This window comes from Serratia proteamaculans (genome assembly GCF_013337185.1).
In the GTDB taxonomy this organism is placed as follows: Bacteria; Pseudomonadota; Gammaproteobacteria; order Enterobacterales; family Enterobacteriaceae; genus Serratia; species Serratia proteamaculans_D.
Map to the genome: position 1 here is coordinate 280,250 of NZ_SWDE01000005.1, position 19,550 is coordinate 299,799.

A 19,550-nucleotide genomic window follows, 5' to 3' on the forward strand; every position below is an offset into this window, starting at 1 on the left:
CCCCTGCGTTGTTAGTACAGCGCTTTACCGGAACTGTCTTTTACGTTGGTTTTCCATGCTGCACGCACCTGCTCGACAACTTCTTTCGGCAGAGTGGCGTAATCCAGGTCATTAGCCTGCTTGGCGCCAGTTTTGTACGCCCAGTCAAAGAACTTCAGCACTTCGGTGCCCTGAGCCGGGTTTTTCTGCTCTTTGTGCACCAGGATGAAGGTGGTAGAGGTGATTGGCCAGGCGTTGTCGCCTTTCTGGTTAGTCAGGTCCTGTGCGAAGGTCTTGCTCCAGTCCACGCCTTTGGCCGCGGCGCTGAAGCTCTCTTCTGTCGGACTAACCGCTTTGCCATCGGCAGAAATCAGCTTGGTGTAAGCCAGGTTGTTCTGCTTGGCGTAAGCGTATTCCACGTAGCCGATAGAGCCTGGCAGACGTTGTACGAAGGCGGCGATGCCGTCGTTACCCTTGCCGCCCAGGCCGGTTGGCCAGTTAACGGTAGAGCCTGCACCAATTTTCTCTTTCCATTGGGCGTTGGCTTTGGACAGGTAGCTGGTGAACACGAAAGAAGTACCTGAACCGTCAGCACGACGCACAACGGCAATGTTCTGATCCGGCAGTTTAACGCCTGGGTTGAGCTTGGTGATCGCCGGGTCGTTCCACTTCTTCACGTTACCCAGATAGATATCGCCCAGAGTTTTACCGTCCAGGGTCAGCTCACCGGATTTGATGCCCGGGATGTTAACTGCCAGCACCACGCCACCAATCACGGTAGGGAACTGGAACAGGCCATCAGCAGCCAGTTTTTCGTCAGTCAACGGCGCATCAGAAGCACCAAAGTCAACGGTGTTGGCAATGATTTGCTTCACGCCACCAGAAGAGCCGATGCCCTGATAGTTAACTTTGTTGCCGGTTTCTTTCTGATAAGAATCTGCCCACTTGGCATAAACCGGAGCGGGGAATGTCGCACCTGCACCGGTCAGGCTAGCAGCAGCGAACGCGGACACGGCGGTCAGGGAGAAAGTCGCTGCCACAATACTGGCGACGGTGGTACGCATCAGTTTCATAATCCCTCCTAATGGGATATTCAAAAATCGACTTCAAGTCGTTTTCATCAGAGTAAGTATTGCTGCAGGAGGGAAAATAGGACAGTTTGGTGACAGTAAAATGTACGAAATATGACAGTTATATTACAGTGCACCAATAGTGCAATTAACATCTTGATTAGGCTATTCTTTCATCTGAAACATTCAATAATATCTTGCTCACGCAAAGGGATCTTCCATGAAAAAAACACTTATCTTGTCAGCGGTTAGCCTTTGTTTGCTGGCTTCAGCAAACGCCACGGCGTCAAATGAATATCAGCGCCTCAAGACATCGGGAGACGATAGGGATGAAATCCTTGTTTGGAGCAACAACGCCCCTGGCTATGCTATTTCTAATTATAAACTTAGGGATTTAAACAACTTCAAAGAACAATTAAGGCTTCAGGAACAGACGATTAAGAAACTGGAAAGCAAGCTGAGCGATATGGAGAGAGTCAGCCAAAATCAGAACCGCGAGATCGGAAATCTGCAGCGAAAGTTACAAGAACAAGACAATAATCAACGCGAAATCAGCAATCTGAAACGCTCGGTGCAAGACATAAGTAACAAGATAAAATAGTAAAAAAGCCGGCACAGCGGCCGGCTTTTAGAGATTAACAGCAGCGAGTTACTCTACCGTGACAGACTTCGCCAGGTTGCGCGGCTGGTCAACGTCGGTGCCTTTGATCAGCGCGACGTGGTAGGACAGCAGCTGCAACGGCACGGTGTAGAAAATCGGTGCCACGATTTCTTCAACGTGCGGTAACGGGATGATGGTCATGCCTTCGCTGCTGACAAAACCGGCATCCTGATCGGCGAACACGTACAGCTGGCCACCGCGCGCGCGCACTTCTTCAATATTGGACTTCAGCTTTTCCAACAGTTCGTTGTTCGGCGCCACCACGATCACCGGCATATCGGCATCGATCAACGCCAGCGGGCCGTGTTTTAACTCACCGGCCGCATAGGCCTCTGCGTGAATATAGGAAATCTCTTTGAGCTTCAGAGCGCCTTCCATAGCAATCGGGTACTGATCGCCACGGCCGAGGAACAACGCGTGATGCTTGTCGGAGAAGCCTTCCGCCAGCGCTTCAATGTTTTTGTCCAGCGACAGCATCTGCTCGATACGCGCCGGCAACGCCTGCAGGCCGTGCACAATTTCATGCTCAACGCTTTCCGCCATGCCTTTCAGACGACCCAAACGCGCCACCAGCATCAACAGCACCGCAAGCTGGGTAGTAAAGGCCTTGGTGGAAGCCACACCGATTTCGGTACCGGCCTTGGTCATCAGCGCCAGATCGGACTCACGCACCAGTGAAGAACCGGCCACGTTACATACAGCCAACGAACCGAGGTAACCCAGTTCCTTCGACAGGCGCAGTGCCGCCAAGGTATCGGCGGTCTCACCGGACTGCGACAAGGTAATGATCAGGCTGCCCGGACGTACGGCAGATTTGCGATAGCGGAATTCTGACGCGATTTCCACGTCGCAAGGCACGCCGGCCAGCGATTCGAACCAATAGCGGGCAACCATACCGGAGTGGTAAGAAGTCCCACAGGCAATGATTTGCACGTGCTGTACCTTCGCCAACAATTCGTCGGCACGCGGGCCCAGCTCGCTCAGGTTGATTTGGCCATGGCTGAAACGCCCTTCCAGGGTGTTCTTCAGCGCCAGAGGCTGTTCGTAGATCTCTTTTTGCATGTAGTGGCGATAAGCGCCTTTGTCACCGGCGTCGTACTGCACCTGGGATTCGATTTCAGGACGTTCAACGGCGTTGCCCTGCTTATCGAAAATGTTGACGGTGCGGCGAGTCATCTCCACCACGTCACCTTCTTCCAGGAAGATAAAGCGACGGGTTACCGGCAACAGCGCCAGTTGATCGGAAGCCAGGAAGTTTTCACCTACGCCACGGCCGATAACCAATGGGCTGCCGGAGCGCGCTGCCACCAGCACGCTTGGGTCACGGCTGTCCATCACCACAGTGCCGTATGCGCCACGCAACTGAGGGATCACGCGCTGAACCACTTCCAGCAAGGTGCCCCCCTGGCGCTGTTCCCAATGCACCAGGTGAGCAATCACCTCGGTATCGGTTTCAGAGCTGAAGTGATAACCGCGTTCGATCAGCAGTTCACGCAGCGGCTCGTGGTTTTCGATGATGCCGTTATGCACCACCGTAATGTAATCAGAAACATGCGGGTGCGCGTTAGCTTCGGTAGGTTCACCGTGCGTTGCCCAGCGGGTGTGAGCAATACCGGTGCCCCCATGCAATTCATGTTGTTCAGCGGCTTCGGCCAGTTTATTGACTTTGCCCACGCGGCGTAAACGGCTGACGTTACCTTCGGCATCCACCACCGCCAAACCGGCTGAGTCATAGCCACGGTATTCAAGACGGCGTAACCCTTCCAACAGAATCTCTGCAATATCACGTTGCGCTACTGCGCCTACAATTCCACACATCAGTTGTATTCCTAATTAAACGCCTTTCGGGGCGCTTTCGATGTCTTGACCTGATTTTGCCGGTTTTTACCGTGCGTCCCCGAGCCTGTAGAGAATGGGGATTATTATGTTTTGTATTGGGCTCTTAAGCAGAGCCCAACGCAAAACACACGGGTTACTTCTTCTTGACCGGGCGCTGCCAGCCCTGGATATGCACCTGCTTGACGCGGCTCAGTACCAGTTCATCTTCACCGATATCACGGGTTACCGTAGTGCCGGCGGCAATGGTAGAACCTTTGCCGACAGACACTGGCGCCACCAGCTGGGTGTCGGAACCGACGAACACGCCATCGCCGATAATGGTTTTATGCTTATTGGCACCATCATAGTTACAGGTGATGGTACCGGCACCGATATTCACATCGTCGCCAATCTCGGCATCACCCAGGTAGCTCAGATGACCCGCTTTAGAACCTTTGCCCAAACGCGCCTTTTTCATTTCGACGAAGTTGCCAACATGGGCACCCACCGCCAGCTCAGCACCCGGACGCAAGCGGGCAAAGGGACCCACGGTGCATTCCGCTGCCAGCACGGCATCTTCCAGCACGCTGTACGGGCTGATTTCGCAGTCATCGCCGATCTCGCAGTTTTTCAACACGCAGCCAGCACCTATTTTCACCCGATCCCCGAGCTTGACCGTGCCTTCAATAATAACGTTGGCATCAATAGAGATGTCGCGGCCGTGCACAAGTTCCCCGCGCAGGTCAAACCGCGCCGGATCCAGCAGCATTACGCCGGCCAACAGCAATTTTTCAGACTGTTCTGCCTGATAGATGCGCTCAAGCCGAGACAGTTGCAGACGGTTATTCACGCCTTCCACTTCACTCAGGCGTGACGGATGCACGGCTTCAATTTTCTTGCCGTCGGCATGGGCCAGCGCAATGATATCGGTGATGTAGAATTCACCCTGTGCGTTTTCGTTATTCAGCATCCCCAACCAGCGCTTGAGATCGCGGCCGTTGGCCACCAGGATACCGGTGTTGATTTCATTGATTTGGCGCTGGGCTTCGCTGGCATCTTTATGCTCAACAATCCCCACCACCTGGTCATTTTCACGCACGATGCGACCGTAACCACTTGGATCAGCCAGCTTCACCGTCAGCAGGCCAATGCCGCCCTGTGGCTTCGCGGCCATCAGACGCTGCAAAGTATCGACAGAAATCAGCGGGACGTCGCCGTACAGCATCAGCACGTCTTCATCATCGGCAAAATGCGGGGCCGCCTGCTGCATGGCATGGCCGGTACCCAATTGCTCGGCCTGCAGCACCCAGTTCAGTGCGCCGTCGGTCAGGGTGTTTTTCAACAAGTCGCCGCCATGGCCGTACACCAGATGGACGTTTTTCGCGCCCAGTTTCATCGCGGCATCAATGACGTGCTGCACCATCGGCTTGCCGGCCAACGGATGTAACACCTTGGGAAGATCGGAATACATGCGTGTTCCCTTGCCCGCGGCGAGGATCACCACACTCATTGCGCTGTTCGACATAAGCAACCTGATAACTCCATTTTAATAGACGAAAGTAGAACCCTTTAGTGACGATATTACTACATATTTCTCTGCACGAACCCAGCGCAGGCCTTGGGGCACTAAGCACGCCGAAGTTAACGCCCCAGTAACCCGACGGTGGGGAGAACTGTCGGCGATCGGCGACATTTCCAGCCGCTATTGAAGGTTATACCTCACAATGCCTGCCGGGGTATCAGGCTTATTTTAAAACAAAAAAAAAGCGACCCAATAGGCCGCTTTCTTAATTTTGGCTGCGTTATGCACGCGCCAAAATATTACATCGATCTTCTGGTGAGCTCGATAACGCGCAGTTTTGCGATCGCTTTCGCCAGTTCTGCAGATGCCTGAGCATAGTCGACATCGCCATGAGAGCTACTGATATGTTCTTCAGCTTTACGCTTAGCTTCCAGCGCTCTCGCTTCGTCGAGGTCCGTTCCACGGATAGCAGTGTCAGCCAGCACGGTGACCACGCTCGGTTGTACCTCAAGGATACCGCCGGACAGGTAGATGAACTCTTCTTCACCGTGTTGTTTAACAATACGCACCATGCCAGGCTTGATGGCAGTCAGCAGCGGCGCATGACCAGGGAAAATCCCTAGTTCGCCTTCGCTACCTGTCACCTGGATCTTTTGCACCAGGCCGGAAAACATATGTTTTTCCGCGCTGACTACATCCAGATGGTAAGTCATAGCCATATCACCCTCCTCTCAAGACGTTACAGTTTCTTGGCTTTTTCCACTGCTTCTTCAATGGTGCCAACCATGTAGAACGCTTGTTCAGGCAGGTGGTCATAGTCGCCGTCCATAATGCCTTTGAAACCACGGATGGTGTCTTTCAGCGATACGAACTTGCCCGGAGAACCGGTGAAGACTTCTGCCACGAAGAACGGCTGAGACAGGAAGCGTTGGATTTTACGCGCACGGGATACGACCAGTTTGTCTTCTTCAGACAGCTCGTCCATACCCAGGATTGCGATAATATCTTTCAGTTCCTGATAGCGTTGCAGAATCGACTGCACGCCACGCGCTACATCGTAGTGCTCCTGGCCAACTACCAGCGGATCCAGCTGACGGCTGGTAGAATCCAGCGGGTCAACGGCCGGGTAGATACCCAGAGAAGCGATATTACGGCTCAGTACCACGGTTGCATCCAAGTGAGCAAAGGTGGTGGCTGGTGACGGGTCAGTCAAGTCATCCGCAGGGACGTAAACGGCCTGTACGGAGGTGATTGAACCAGTCTTGGTAGAGGTGATACGTTCTTGCAGAACACCCATCTCTTCCGCCAGCGTTGGCTGATAACCTACCGCCGATGGCATACGGCCCAGAAGTGCGGACACTTCGGTACCGGCCAGGGTATAACGGTAGATGTTATCAACGAACAGCAGAACGTCACGGCCTTCGTCACGGAATTTCTCCGCCATGGTCAGACCGGTCAGAGCAACGCGCAGACGGTTACCCGGTGGCTCGTTCATCTGGCCGTAAACCAGGGATACTTTGTCCAGTACGTTGGAGTCGTTCATTTCGTGGTAGAAGTCGTTACCCTCACGAGTACGCTCACCCACGCCCGCAAACACAGAATAACCGGAGTGCTCGATCGCGATGTTACGGATCAGCTCCATCATGTTTACGGTTTTACCAACGCCCGCACCACCGAACAGACCGACTTTACCACCCTTGGCGAACGGGCAGATCAGGTCCATTACCTTGATACCGGTTTCCAGCAGATCCTGGGAGTTGGCCAAATCTTCGTAGCTTGGCGCCGGACGGTGAATCGCCCAACGTTCTTCTTCGCCGATATCGCCCTTCATGTCGATTGGTTCACCCAATACGTTCATGATACGGCCCAGGGTAGCTTTACCTACCGGTACTTCAATTGGGTGGTCCAGGTCTGTGACTTTCAGACCGCGACGCAGACCATCAGAGGTCCCCATTGCGATACAGCGAACCACGCCACCGCCCAACTGTTGCTGAACTTCCAGCACCAGCTTATTGGCACCGTTTTCTACCTCAAGAGCGTTGTACACTTTTGGTACGGCATCCTGAGGGAACTCGACGTCCACTACGGCGCCGATTACCTGGATAATCTTTCCAGTAGCCATCTTGAATCCTCTACGTAATTCGTAAACCTAGCTTAAACCGCGGAGGCTCCCGAAACGATCTCGGTGAGTTCCTGAGTGATGCTGGCCTGACGAGCCTTGTTGTATACCAACTGCAGCTCTTTGATCAGGCTACCGCCGTTATCGGTTGCGGCTTTCATCGCTACCATTCGTGCGGCCTGCTCGCTGGCCAGGTTTTCCACGACGCCCTGATAAACCTGAGATTCCACATAGCGACGCAGCAAGGTATCAAGCAGCACTTTTGGATCGGGTTCATACAGGTAATCCCAAGATTTTTTCTTCAGCTCACCGTCATCGGCAGGCGGCAACGGCAGCAGCTGAACGATCTGTGGTTCTTGGGACATCGTATTGATAAATTTGTTACTGACAATGTACAGCTTGTCCAAACGACCTTCGTCGTAGGCTTGCAGCATCACTTTCACCGGACCGATCAGCTCCGACAGGGAAGGGTTATCCCCCATGCCGGTGACCTGGGCAACCACGTTGCCACCCACGGAACCAAAGAAAGAAGCGGCTTTAGAGCCAATCAGTGCCAAATCAGTTTCGACACCTTTTTCGGACCAGCCTTTCATCTCTGCCAACAGCCGCTTGAACAGGTTAATGTTCAAGCCACCACAGAGACCACGGTCAGTAGACACCACCAGATACCCGACGCGCTTAACATCACGCTCATCCAGGTACGGGTGCTTATATTCCAGATTACCCAACGCAAGGTGACCAATCACTTTGCGCATGGTCTCTGCATAAGGACGGCTGGCCGCCATGCGTTCCTGCGATTTACGCATTTTGGAGGCGGCGACCATTTCCATCGCTTTAGTGATCTTTTGCGTGTTTTGCACGCTCGCGATCTTACTACGTATCTCTTTTGCGCCGGCCATGTCTGCTTCTCCTCATTGCCAGACGGCCTGCTGTCTTTCAACTGCAGGCCGCTGAGCGTTACCAGGACTGGGTTTTCTTGAAGGTCTCGAGGATGCCTTTCAGCTTGCCCTCGATCTCATCGTTGAAATTGCCAGTTTGGTTGATGTGGTTCAGCAACTCGGCATGCTCGCGGTCTGCGTAAGCAACCAGCGCGGCTTCGAAGCTCACGACTTTCGCGACTTCAACGTCGTTCAGGAAGCCACGTTCTGCGGCAAACAGCACCAGAGACTGTTGTGCGACGGACATCGGCGCATACTGTTTCTGTTTCAGCAGCTCGGTCACTTTCTGACCGTGGCTCAGCTGTTTGCGGGTCGCATCATCCAGATCGGAAGCGAACTGAGAGAACGCAGCCAGTTCACGATACTGTGCCAGCGCGGTACGAATACCACCGGACAGTTTTTTCATGATCTTGGTTTGCGCTGCACCGCCCACACGGGATACGGAGATACCCGGGTTAACTGCCGGACGAATACCGGAGTTAAACAGGTTGGATTCCAGGAAGATCTGACCATCGGTAATCGAGATTACGTTGGTCGGAACGAACGCGGAAACGTCACCCGCCTGGGTTTCGATGATCGGCAGAGCAGTCAGTGAACCGGTTTGGCCTTTGACTTCACCTTTGGTGAAGGCTTCAACGTAGTCGGCGTTAACACGCGCAGCACGCTCCAGCAAACGGGAGTGGAGATAGAATACGTCGCCTGGGTAAGCTTCACGACCTGGTGGACGACGAAGCAGCAGGGAGATCTGACGGTATGCAACGGCCTGTTTGGACAGGTCATCATAAACAATCAGCGCATCTTCACCGCGGTCACGGAAGTATTCACCCATCGCACAACCGGCATATGGCGCCAGGTATTGCAATGCAGCGGATTCAGACGCGGTAGCAACCACAACGATGGTGTTTGCCAGTGCGCCGTGCTCTTCCAGTTTGCGCACCACGTTAGCGATGGTGGACGCTTTCTGGCCGATAGCCACGTAAACACATTTGATGCCGGAATCGCGTTGGTTGATGATCGCATCGATCGCCAGGGCAGTTTTACCTGTCTGACGGTCACCGATCACCAGCTCACGCTGGCCACGGCCGATTGGGATCATGGCGTCAACAGATTTGTAGCCAGTTTGAACCGGCTGATCTACGGACTGACGCTCGATAACACCAGGGGCAATAGCTTCAACCGGGGAGAAACCGTCGTTATCAACCGGGCCTTTACCATCGATAGGTGCGCCCAGGGTGTTAACTACACGGCCCAGCAGGCCACGGCCAACCGGAACTTCCAGAATACGGCCGGTACATTTTACCTTCATGCCTTCGGCCAGATCCGCGTACGGACCCATGACCACAGCACCTACAGAGTCGCGCTCCAGGTTCAATGCGATTGCGTAACGGTTGCCTGGCAGTGCGATCATTTCACCCTGCATAACTTCGGCCAGACCGTGTACGCGGATGATCCCGTCACTGACGGAAACAATAGTACCTTCATTGTGAGCTTCGCTCACCACATTGAACTGAGCAATGCGCTGCTTGATCAGTTCGCTGATTTCGGTGGAATTCAGTTGCATGCTCCAGTCCCCTTAAGACTGCAAGACGTCTGTCAGGCGTTCAAGACGACCGCGAACGCTGCCATCAATCACCATATCGCCAGCACGGATAATTACGCCGGCCAGTACAGACTTGTCAATTTTGCAATTCAGCTTAACTTTGCGTGACAGACGCTTTTCCATCGCAGCGGCAATATTAGCCAGCTGTTTGTCGTTCAGTGCGCTCGCAGAGAGCACGTCGACTTCGACGGTGGATTCCAGCAAGGCGCGCAGTTCGATGAACTGCTGCAGCACCGCAGGAAGAACCAGTAAACGTCCATTTTCGGCCATTACACGGATAAAGTTCTGGCCATGTTCGTCGAGTTGTTCGCCACATACCGCGATGAACGTTCTGGACAGCGTCTCCGGTGCGACAGCACCAGCCAGCAGTTCAGAGATCTGTTCATTGCGAGTGACATCAGCAGCAAACGCCAGCATATCCTGCCAGCGATCCAAGCTTTGATGCTCAACGGCAAAGTCAAAAGCTGCTTTGGCGTAGGGGCGAGCTACAGTTACAAATTCAGACATCAGCCCCTCCCTCCTTACAGTTCAGCGACCAGTTTATCAACGATGTCGCTGTTAGCAGCTTCATCCACGGAACGTTCGATGATCTTCTCGGCGCCGGCAATTGCCAGCATCGCGACTTGCTTACGCAACTCTTCACGAGCGCGCTTACGTTCGGCTTCGATCTCAGCCTGAGCCTGCGCCACGATTTTGTTACGTTCCTGCTCGGCTTCGGCTTTCGCTTCATCCATGATCTGAGCTTTGCGTTTGTTTGCTTGCTCGATGATCACCTGAGCTTCTGCCTTGGCAGTTTTCAGCTGGTCGGTCGCATTGGCTTGCGCTAAGTCCAAATCTTTTTTGGCACGTTCTGCAGAAGCGAGACCGTCAGCAATTTCTCCCTGACGCTTCTCGATGGCTGCCATGATCGGCGGCCATACGTACTTCATGCAGAACCAGACAAACAGAACGAACGCGATGGCCTGGCCGAGGATTGTTGCGTTAAGATTCACAGCACAATGCCTCTTTAAAAGTTAATAGTGTGGTTTCAGTGTAGAGAAATTCTCTACTTACGCGACAGCAAACATCACGTACAGACCCAGACCAACAGCGATCATCGGGATGGCGTCAACCAGACCCATAACGATAAAGAACTGTGTACGCAGCAAAGGAATCAGGTCAGGCTGACGTGCAGCGCCTTCCAAGAATTTACCACCCAGGATGCCGATACCGATCGCAGCACCGATTGCCGCTAAACCCATCATCACAGCGGCAGCCATGTACAGCAGATCCATACTCAGGTTTTCCATGACAGTCTCCAGTTTGTTTCAGTTTAAAAGTACAAGTGTTTTAAGAAAATCAGTGCTCTTCAGATGCCATCGAGAGATAGACAATCGTCAGAACCATGAAAATAAAGGCTTGAAGCGTAATGATCAGGATGTGGAAAATAGCCCAAGGCACATTCAGAAGCCACTGTGACCACCACGGCAACAAACCGGCAATCAGGATGAAGATCAACTCACCCGCATACATGTTGCCGAACAGTCGCAGGCCCAGTGAAACAGGCTTGGACAGCAGGCTGACACCTTCAAGAATCAGGTTGATTGGAATGAATAACGGATGGTTGAACGGCTGCATGGTCAACTCTTTAACGAACCCACCAACGCCTTTCATTTTGATGCTGTAGAACAGAATCAGGATAAATACGCCCAACGCCATCGACAGTGTAATACTCACGTCTGCGGTAGGAACCACACGCAGCGCCGGCAAACCAAACACATGTTCGCCAATAAACGGCAGCAGATCGATTGGCAACAGATCCATCATGTTCATCAGGAATACCCAGACAAACACGGTCAGCGCCAGCGGAGCAATAACCTTGCTCTTGCCGTGATACATATCACGAACGCTACTGTCGACGAAGCCCATGATAAGTTCGACGGCAGTTTGAAGTTTCCCCGGTACACCACTGGTGGCTGTATTGGCTACTTTCTTGAAAATAAACAAGAACAGCGCGCCCAACACCACAGAGAAGAACAATGAGTCAATGTTCAACGTCCAGAATGTCGGATTACCAGAGTGTGGTTCAACTAACTGAAAAGTACGCAGATCCAACTGAAGGTTATTCAGATGGTGGCTGATATAGTCCTTTGCAGTCCCATTTTCTCCAGATGCAGACATGATGCCTCTTACCCTTTTAGTTAAGTTCGGTAACTGTTAATCACGGCCGGTGCCACTATCTGCACCACTAACACCGCTAAATAGGTCAGGCCAAGCGGTATAAACGCCGCTTTAAACACCCCAAGCGCCACGATCAACAAAACTATGGTGATCAGGACCTTTAATCCCTCGCCGATGGCGAACGACCAGGCAACCCGACCGGGTGCCGGCGTCTGCGCCTGATGGCGCAAGGCAAACAGCATAAACATGGTACTCGGCAACCAGGCAGCGAGACCGCCTGCCAGCGCCGAACCGCTCCATTCCAGGCTTTTCAGACCGAAAGCAGCGCTGATCAGAACAAAAGTCATTAACTGCAGAAACAGCAATTTGCGAGCAACTTTTCCGCTGTAAAGGGACACAGACATGACGTTTGTTCTCTCCGTACCCCTGAGGAGGTATGCTGAGTGACGTATAAAACTTTCTTTGCTGCTCTGAGTCAAGCAGCAAAAAACGAGCAAATTATACGGGGCATACCAACGAATTCAATCGATAAGTAGCGAAAAGGTGAACAATTATTTAAATTTCCCCATTTCAGGCTATTTTCACAAGAAAACGGTCGGAATAATAGAGCTCATTTAATTGTCTGATTATTCCAGTGTTACAGCAAGAAACGTGTAGTTGCTCACAATAATACCTATTTCTGATTTATAGCCCACTGCCAGTCAAAGCGTCTTTAGCAAATCGGGCGATCAAAAAGATATTATAAATCAGAATATTACAAGTTAACTGTTCAAAAACAATCCGTCTACCCACTAAAAACCTTTTATTGACAGCTTCAGGGATAATATTCCAACAGCTAATTAACATTAGCAGCAAAGCAAGATCCTTCACTTATGGTTGCTAACGTAACTATTACGATCTGCAATTACCCTATTGTCGCCAATTGGTGGCTATTTTTGTGTTAATAAAAAGTAAATTAACTAAAAAAACCACCCATTAATTAGCCTGCTTACTTTAACTACTGCCACTATCTTTTAATTCGTGCTTACTTGATCAAAAACAAACTCAGTTTGCCTTAAGAACTACCAGATGACGTTCACCTTCGAGTTCCGGTACCTGCAGACGAACGACCGACTCCAACTCGATACCTTCCGGCAACTGCGTCAGCTCTTCGTCTGGACGCACTCCTTTCAGCGCGTAGAAACGCCCCTGCCCTTTTGCCGGCAAATGATGGCACCAAGACAGCATATCCTGCAGCGAGGCGAAGGCACGGCTGATGACACCGTCAAACGGCGGCTCGGCAGGGAACTCCTCAACGCGGCTCTGCACCGGCTCAACGTTGGTCAGGCCCAGTTCATGCTGCACCTGACGCAGGAAGCGTACACGCTTACCCAGGCTGTCCAGCAAAGTGAAATGGGAATCAGGACGAACAATCGCCAGTGGAATGCCTGGCAGGCCAGGGCCGGTGCCCACGTCGATAAATCGGTTGCCCTGCAGATGCGGGTTGACCACGATGCTGTCGAGAATATGGCGAACCAGCATTTGCTGCGGATCGCGCACCGAAGTGAGGTTATACGCCTTGTTCCACTTATCCAGCATGCCGACATAGCCCAGCAACTGCTGTTTTTGCTGATCGGGAAGCGTAATGCCTGCCGCTTTGAGCAACGAATCTAATTTTTTCTGCACAATGAGTCCTTAGACTGGCGCACAACGGCAAGCCAGGTAGGGCTGCCCAAGAAGGTGACCATAATAATTCAGGCCTGAAACGATGTCAGCGGCCGTTTGCTTATCAAATAAACAAACGGTCGCCCAAAACAGGATTTATGCGCTGCGGCGCAGCAGCCCCTGCTTTTTCAGCCAAATCAGCAGAATGGAGATCGCCGCCGGCGTAATACCAGAAATGCGTGACGCTTGGCCGATCGAGTTCGGCTTGTGGTCATTCAACTTGGCGATCACTTCATTCGACAGACCGGAAACCTGTTGGTAATCGAGATCCAACGGCAGCACGGTGTTCTCATTGCGCTGCTGTTTTTCGATCTCTTCCTGCTGACGAGCAATATAACCTTCGTATTTTACCTGGATCTCAACCTGCTCGGCGGCCTGGGTATCGGCCAGCGGCGGTGCAAATGCCGCGACGGAGGTCAATTGGGTGTAATCCATTTCCGGGCGGCGCAGCAGTTCTTCACCGTTGGCCTCACGCGACAGCGGTGCTTTCAGCAGCGCGTTCACCTGCTCGACGTTTTCAGAGTGCGGATGCATCCAGATGTCACGCAGGCGCTGACGTTCCTGTTCGATGTGCTCGAGCTTTTCGCTAAAGCGTGCCCAGCGGGCATCGTCCACCAGGCCCAGTTCGCGGCCTTTTTCCGTCAGGCGCAGATCGGCATTGTCTTCACGCAACATCAGGCGGTATTCGGCACGTGAAGTGAACATGCGGTACGGCTCTTTGGTACCCAGGGTGCTGAGGTCGTCCACCAGCACGCCCAGATAAGCCTGATCGCGGCGTGGCGACCAGCCTTCGTCTTCATTGGCGTAGCGTCCGGCATTCAGACCGGCCAACAGACCCTGTGCAGCCGCTTCTTCGTAACCGGTAGTGCCGTTGATCTGTCCGGCAAAGAACAGGCCCTGAATAAATTTGCTTTCCAGTGTCGGCTTCAAATCACGAGGATCGAAGAAATCGTATTCGATGGCATAGCCAGGTCGAATGATTCGGGCATTCTGCATGCCTTCCATCGAACGAACGATCTGCATCTGTACGTCAAACGGCAGGCTGGTGGAGATGCCGTTTGGATAAATTTCATTGCTGGTCAGGCCTTCCGGCTCGAGGAAGATCTGGTGCGCGTTACGATCGGCAAAACGCATCACCTTGTCTTCGATCGACGGGCAGTAACGCGGCCCGATCCCTTCGATGATCCCGGCATACATCGGGCTGCGATCGAGGTTATTACGGATCACATCATGGGTTTTTTCATTGGTGTAGGTGATGTAACACGCCATTTGCTCAGGATGTTGCCCGGCGTTGCCCATGAACGAGAACACCGGGATCGGCGTATCACCGTGTTGAGGTGCCAATACGCTGAAATCTATGCTGCGGGCATCGATACGCGGCGGTGTGCCGGTTTTCAGTCGGTTAACACGCAAAGGCAATTCACGCAGTCGCTGTGAAAGCGAGATCGATGGCGGATCTCCGGCACGGCCACCGCTGTAGTTCTCCAGGCCAATATGGATCTTGCCGTCCAGGAAGGTCCCTACGGTCAATACCACCGCCTTGGCGCGGAATTTCAGTCCCATTTGGGTCACGGCACCGACAACGCGATCGTTTTCCACGATCAGATCTTCGACTGGCTGCTGGAAGATCATCAGATTGGGCTGGTTCTCCAGGGCAGTACGTACCGCTTGGCGATACAGTACCCGGTCAGCCTGAGCTCGGGTGGCTCGTACCGCAGGGCCTTTACTGGCGTTTAGTATCCTAAACTGGATACCCGCATGGTCGATCGCCGTGGCCATCAGGCCGCCAAGTGCATCAATTTCCTTAACCAGATGCCCCTTACCAATACCGCCAATCGCCGGGTTGCAAGACATTTGCCCCAGCGTATCGATATTGTGAGTCAGTAATAAAGTCTGACGTCCCATACGTGCCGCAGCCATAGCGGCTTCGGTACCGGCATGGCCACCACCGATGATGATGACGTCAAATTGCTCTGGATAAAACATGGAACTGCACCTCGTCGTATTGCGAACGATCGTTGTTTGCCCTGGGGTGGAGGATTCTACTCAAGTTTAGTCGATCGACCAAGTGGTCAGGATCCTTGAGTAATTAAAAGAAGATCTTTTTATTTAAAGATCTCTTTATTAGATCTCTTATTAGGATCGCGATCTTCTGTGGATAAGTGATTATTCGCGATTGAGATCAGCTAATTAAGGAGGATCGTTAGCTGTGAATGATCGGTGATCCTACGGCTTATAAGCTGGGATCTAAATGGCATGTTATGCACAGGACAAAAAGCGACCTAAGGTTGTTATTGGGATAACTACCGGTTTTACCCTGCTTTTAAGCTTAGTTATCCACAATCGTTCGGGTGATCTTTGAACAAATTAGAGTAAATTAATCCAATTTTTCACCCATTCCTCGGCTGGATCCTCAGGAATTTCGTGTTCAGTCACGTCGATCTCGAGCCGATCGCCGATCCTTTTCGCTCCACGAGCAATCAGAAGATCGTCGATCCGTTGGATCGCACCACAGAAAGTATCGTATTCAGAGCTGCCCAAACCGACTGCGCCGAACTGCACCTGAGACAAGTCAGGAAGCTGTTCTTCTATTTGTTCCAGCAGCGGTTGCAGGTTATCCGGTAAATCCCCGGCGCCATGGGTCGAAGACACCACCAGCCAGCGTCCGGACAGAGTCAGTTCATCCAATTCAGGGCCGTGCAGCGTCTCGGTCGTAAAGCCTGCGGCCTCCAGCTTTTCAGCCAGGTGCTCGGCTACGTACTCGGCACTGCCAAGCGTACTGCCACTGATCAGAGTAATGTCTGCCATGAAATGAATGATCCCAGCCTTCTCAAAGTGGCAGCATTGTACGCTGTGAATCGGCTGGGATCTACCTGTGGATAATATGGGTATAGTAAATAGTTGGCTAGGGGGTGATGGTACGCATGATGGGGTTCTGCAGCGAGATCAGGGTTTCAGTTGACTGGATCTCGTCAATCGTCTGGATCTTGTTGATAAGTACTTGTTGCAACGCATCTATCGAGCGGCACATCACCTTGATAAACACGCTGTAGTGGCCGGTGGTGTAATAGGCCTCGACCACTTCCTCCAGGCTTTCAAGCTTTTTCAGTGCAGAAGGATAGTCTTTGGCACTCTTTAATATAATGCCGATAAAACAGCAGACGTCGTAACCCAGGCGTTTGGGGTTCACGTCTACCCGCGCGCCGGTGATGATACCGGCCTGTTTCATCTTCTCCACTCGCACATGAATGGTGCCGGGGCTGACGGCAAAGTTCTTCGCCAGTTCGGCATAAGGCGTGCGCGCGTTTTCCATCAAGGCATTAAGGATGCCGCGATCGAGATTATCGATCTGATAATTTTCAGCCATTTAATCCCCCACTAATTGCTGATTGTTGAATTATTACCGCATCAAAATGAACGATTAAAAGTGAAAAGGCAATATTGATTAGTGGATATTGAATTGTGGTGCCGTTCTGTTGCTTAATCGTTGGCAACGAGACAGGTTTATAAGAGATACGGCAATGAAAAAACAATTTATTCAAAAACAACAACAAATCAGCCTGGTTAAATCCTTTTTCTCCCGCCAGTTGGAGCAACAGCTTGGCCTGATTGAAGTGCAGGCGCCAATCCTCAGCCGTTTGGGTGACGGTACCCAGGACAACCTGTCCGGCAGCGAGAAAGCGGTACAGGTAAAGGTGAAAACCCTGCCGGACGCCACCTTCGAAGTGGTGCACTCGCTGGCCAAATGGAAGCGTAAAACACTGGGCAGCTACGACTTTGGCGCCGGTGAAGGCCTGTATACCCATATGAAAGCACTGCGTCCGGACGAAGATCGTCTGAGCGCCATCCATTCGGTCTACGTTGATCAATGGGACTGGGAGAGGGTGATGGGTGATGGCGAACGCAACCAGGATTACCTCGAAAGCACCGTGCGCAGCATTTATGCGGCGATTAAGGCTACAGAAGGGGAAGTGAGCCGCGAATACGGCTTAACGCCGTTCCTGCCGGAGCAAATCCATTTTGTGCACAGCGAAACCCTGCTGCAACGCTACCCAGAGCTGGATGCCAAAGGCCGTGAGCGGGCGATTGCTAAAGAGCTGGGCGCGGTATTCCTGATGGGGATTGGTGGCAAATTGTCGCACGGCAAATCACACGATGTGCGTGCGCCGGATTATGATGACTGGACCACCCCAGCAGCTGCAGGGCTGGCTGGCCTGAACGGTGACATCCTGGTATGGAACCCGGTGCTGCAGGACGCCTTCGAGCTTTCTTCGATGGGGATCCGCGTTGACGCCAGCGCGCTGAAACGCCAATTGGCACAGACCGGTGATGAAGATCGCCTGGCGCTGGAATGGCATCAGTCACTGCTGCGTGGCGAGATGCCGCAAACTATCGGTGGCGGAATAGGACAGTCACGCCTGGTGATGCTGTTGCTGCAACTGTCGCATATCGGGCAGGTACAGTGCGGCGTGTGGTCACCGCAGGTGCGTGAAGCGGTAGAAGGGTTGCTGTAACTCAGCGCCGCCAGCGGCGCATTAAGCGGCTTTTTAACCCGGTATCAAAGCGCCAGATATGATCGAAGATGCGCATGATACCGGGCTTGCCGTAGTTGGACATCGCCACTGCGTGAAAGCGCTGCTGGTGGTTTTGCTGCTGTTGTTTCACCTTCTTTATTACCTCTTCCGGCAATCGCTGGGCAATAAAGTCAGAAATGATCACCGCGTCGGCGTCGAACCAGCCGCTTTCCGTCATTTTGCTCAACGTGGCATTCAGGCAGGCCGCCAGATCGGTACCGCCGCGAAAATGCTGGCCGAGAAAGCGCACCGCCTGCTCAATACCGCTGGCGGCAGTCAGTTCGTAATGCACTATCTGGTTGGCAAACAGCATGATGTAGCAGCGGCGGTTATCCGCCAGCGCAATGCGCAACAACGCCAGACAGAAAGCCTTGGCGCACTGCTCGTTGAAACCGCCCATCGACCCTGAAGTATCCACACAGACAATAAACGGCCCGCGAGGTTGTTGATCCTGCTGCTGGTGAGTGACCTGGCGGATATGGATCTGTTCCTGCCAGACATCGCCCTGCAGACGATAGCTCAATAGCCGTTTTTCCAGCAGGCGGCGGTAAAACTCAAACTCCAGTTCTTCAATGCCCAGCGTGACCAACTCGGGTGGCAGCAGGCGCAGAATATCATCGCTCTGGTGAATGCCGCTGACCTCTTCCGGCAGCGTGGCCGGCACCTGCACCATTACGCGGAACGGCTCCGGCAAGGCATCCTGCTGTTGCACCGCCTTGGCCTGATAGCTACGCCCAAGCTGCTGCGCCAGCTTTTTCAGTTCCGGTTGCTGCTGCAAGAAATTGCCGTATTCCACCAGCCGTTGATAGTCACCCCGTTGCAGATGGCCTTTACTCATATCCCACAGTCGCCCGGCAGCGGTGTCGTTTTCCGACAGCAGCGGCTCCAGTGCACCACTCAGCGCCAGACGTTCCTGCAGCTCCGCCAGCAGCTGTTCGCGTTCCTGTTCCAGCAATTGGTGATGCATCATAGTGGCCTGCAGCGTCAGGCTGATGCGCCAGCGCTGCAGAAACAGGGTTTGGAAACTGTCATCCAGCGGATGGTTGGGCAGATCGGCGGCGTCCACCAGTGAGCGCGCCTGCTCATAAAAGGGGGAAACCAGCTGGCGCAGCAGATCCAGGGTGTCATTGAGGTTATGGAAGAACTGGGAGTTGTTCTCTAGCTGGCACTGTTGATAACGATAGAATTCCTGCGCCAGCGCGGGCGGCACCATGGCTTCATGCAGGCGCTCTTTCAGCTGTAGCTTCCAGCGCGGCAGGTCGCGATCCAGCGCCCGGCGGATGGCCGGAAACTTTTTGAAGAAGATCGACAGCTGCGGCGCCGCCAGCATGCCGATGATCATCTCCTCGATCAGCTCACCTTCGGTGATCGCCAGCAGCAGATCGAGAGTTTCCAGGCTGAGCAT

At 53.0% G+C, this 19,550-nt stretch carries 19 protein-coding genes; 2 read left to right on the forward strand and 17 right to left on the reverse strand.

Going from position 1 to position 19,550, the window contains the following annotated elements; translation table 11 throughout:
* Positions 1–11: 11 nt before the first annotated feature.
* Positions 12–1,052: a phosphate ABC transporter substrate-binding protein PstS gene (gene pstS / locus FCL49_RS19665; protein ID WP_174354827.1), complete on the reverse strand. Its 1,041-nt coding sequence runs from the start codon at positions 1,050–1,052 to the stop codon at positions 12–14.
* Between the two features lie 217 nt (positions 1,053–1,269).
* On the opposite strand from pstS, the gene FCL49_RS19670 reads away from it, so the two are divergent.
* On the forward strand, positions 1,270–1,650 hold the full coding sequence (locus FCL49_RS19670) for a hypothetical protein (RefSeq protein WP_174354828.1): 381 nt from the start codon (positions 1,270–1,272) through the stop codon (positions 1,648–1,650).
* A gap of 48 nt (positions 1,651–1,698) precedes the next feature.
* Here FCL49_RS19670 and glmS read toward each other — a convergent pair whose 3' ends face one another.
* From glmS to asnC, 15 genes are all read right to left on the reverse strand, one after another.
* Positions 1,699–3,528, reverse strand: coding sequence for a glutamine--fructose-6-phosphate transaminase (isomerizing) (glmS, locus tag FCL49_RS19675; RefSeq protein ID WP_153858537.1), 1,830 nt, complete (start codon positions 3,526–3,528; stop codon positions 1,699–1,701).
* A 154-nt stretch (positions 3,529–3,682) separates the two neighbouring features.
* Positions 3,683–5,053, reverse strand: coding sequence for a bifunctional UDP-N-acetylglucosamine diphosphorylase/glucosamine-1-phosphate N-acetyltransferase GlmU (gene glmU, locus FCL49_RS19680; protein WP_174354829.1), 1,371 nt, complete (start codon positions 5,051–5,053; stop codon positions 3,683–3,685).
* 296 nt (positions 5,054–5,349) lie between these two features.
* On the reverse strand, positions 5,350–5,769 hold the full coding sequence (locus FCL49_RS19685) for a F0F1 ATP synthase subunit epsilon (RefSeq protein WP_004950490.1): 420 nt from the start codon (positions 5,767–5,769) through the stop codon (positions 5,350–5,352).
* Positions 5,770–5,789: 20 nt separating this feature from the next.
* Complete coding sequence (gene atpD, locus FCL49_RS19690; RefSeq protein ID WP_012004485.1) at positions 5,790–7,172, reverse strand: F0F1 ATP synthase subunit beta; 1,383 nt, start codon at positions 7,170–7,172, stop codon at positions 5,790–5,792.
* Between the two features lie 32 nt (positions 7,173–7,204).
* Positions 7,205–8,068: a F0F1 ATP synthase subunit gamma gene (gene atpG / locus FCL49_RS19695; protein ID WP_174354830.1), complete on the reverse strand. Its 864-nt coding sequence runs from the start codon at positions 8,066–8,068 to the stop codon at positions 7,205–7,207.
* A gap of 58 nt (positions 8,069–8,126) precedes the next feature.
* Entirely contained in the window at positions 8,127–9,668 is a 1,542-nt protein-coding gene (gene atpA / locus FCL49_RS19700) for a F0F1 ATP synthase subunit alpha (protein WP_085120115.1), read from the reverse strand.
* Positions 9,669–9,680: 12 nt separating this feature from the next.
* Complete coding sequence (atpH, locus tag FCL49_RS19705; RefSeq protein WP_174354831.1) at positions 9,681–10,214, reverse strand: F0F1 ATP synthase subunit delta; 534 nt, start codon at positions 10,212–10,214, stop codon at positions 9,681–9,683.
* 14 nt (positions 10,215–10,228) lie between these two features.
* Positions 10,229–10,699, reverse strand: coding sequence for a F0F1 ATP synthase subunit B (gene atpF, locus FCL49_RS19710; protein WP_004950476.1), 471 nt, complete (start codon positions 10,697–10,699; stop codon positions 10,229–10,231).
* Positions 10,700–10,756: 57 nt separating this feature from the next.
* Entirely contained in the window at positions 10,757–10,996 is a 240-nt protein-coding gene (gene atpE / locus FCL49_RS19715) for a F0F1 ATP synthase subunit C (RefSeq protein WP_004093904.1), read from the reverse strand.
* A 49-nt stretch (positions 10,997–11,045) separates the two neighbouring features.
* The gene (gene atpB, locus FCL49_RS19720; RefSeq protein WP_135314551.1) at positions 11,046–11,867 is read right to left on the reverse strand and encodes a F0F1 ATP synthase subunit A; all 822 of its coding nucleotides are present in this window, start codon (positions 11,865–11,867) and stop codon (positions 11,046–11,048) included.
* 20 nt (positions 11,868–11,887) lie between these two features.
* Positions 11,888–12,271 carry a F0F1 ATP synthase subunit I gene (gene atpI, locus FCL49_RS19725; RefSeq protein WP_037421253.1) on the reverse strand — a complete coding sequence of 128 codons (384 nt, stop codon included), beginning with the start codon at positions 12,269–12,271 and terminating at the stop codon, positions 11,888–11,890.
* A gap of 640 nt (positions 12,272–12,911) precedes the next feature.
* Entirely contained in the window at positions 12,912–13,532 is a 621-nt protein-coding gene (gene rsmG / locus FCL49_RS19730) for a 16S rRNA (guanine(527)-N(7))-methyltransferase RsmG (protein ID WP_135314550.1), read from the reverse strand.
* Between the two features lie 135 nt (positions 13,533–13,667).
* Positions 13,668–15,557: a tRNA uridine-5-carboxymethylaminomethyl(34) synthesis enzyme MnmG gene (gene mnmG, locus FCL49_RS19735; protein ID WP_174354832.1), complete on the reverse strand. Its 1,890-nt coding sequence runs from the start codon at positions 15,555–15,557 to the stop codon at positions 13,668–13,670.
* A 381-nt stretch (positions 15,558–15,938) separates the two neighbouring features.
* Positions 15,939–16,379, reverse strand: a complete 441-nt coding sequence (gene mioC, locus FCL49_RS19740; RefSeq protein ID WP_012147574.1) for an FMN-binding protein MioC — start codon at positions 16,377–16,379, stop codon at positions 15,939–15,941.
* A 97-nt stretch (positions 16,380–16,476) separates the two neighbouring features.
* Complete coding sequence (asnC, locus tag FCL49_RS19745) at positions 16,477–16,938, reverse strand: transcriptional regulator AsnC (protein ID WP_004950461.1); 462 nt, start codon at positions 16,936–16,938, stop codon at positions 16,477–16,479.
* A gap of 154 nt (positions 16,939–17,092) precedes the next feature.
* Here asnC and asnA point away from each other — a divergent pair, with 154 nt between their 5' ends.
* Positions 17,093–18,085, forward strand: coding sequence for an aspartate--ammonia ligase (gene asnA, locus FCL49_RS19750; RefSeq protein ID WP_174354833.1), 993 nt, complete (start codon positions 17,093–17,095; stop codon positions 18,083–18,085).
* 1 nt (position 18,086) lies between these two features.
* On the opposite strand, the gene viaA is transcribed toward asnA, so the two are convergent.
* Positions 18,087–19,550 carry an ATPase RavA stimulator ViaA gene (gene viaA / locus FCL49_RS19755; protein WP_174354834.1) on the reverse strand — a complete coding sequence of 488 codons (1,464 nt, stop codon included), beginning with the start codon at positions 19,548–19,550 and terminating at the stop codon, positions 18,087–18,089.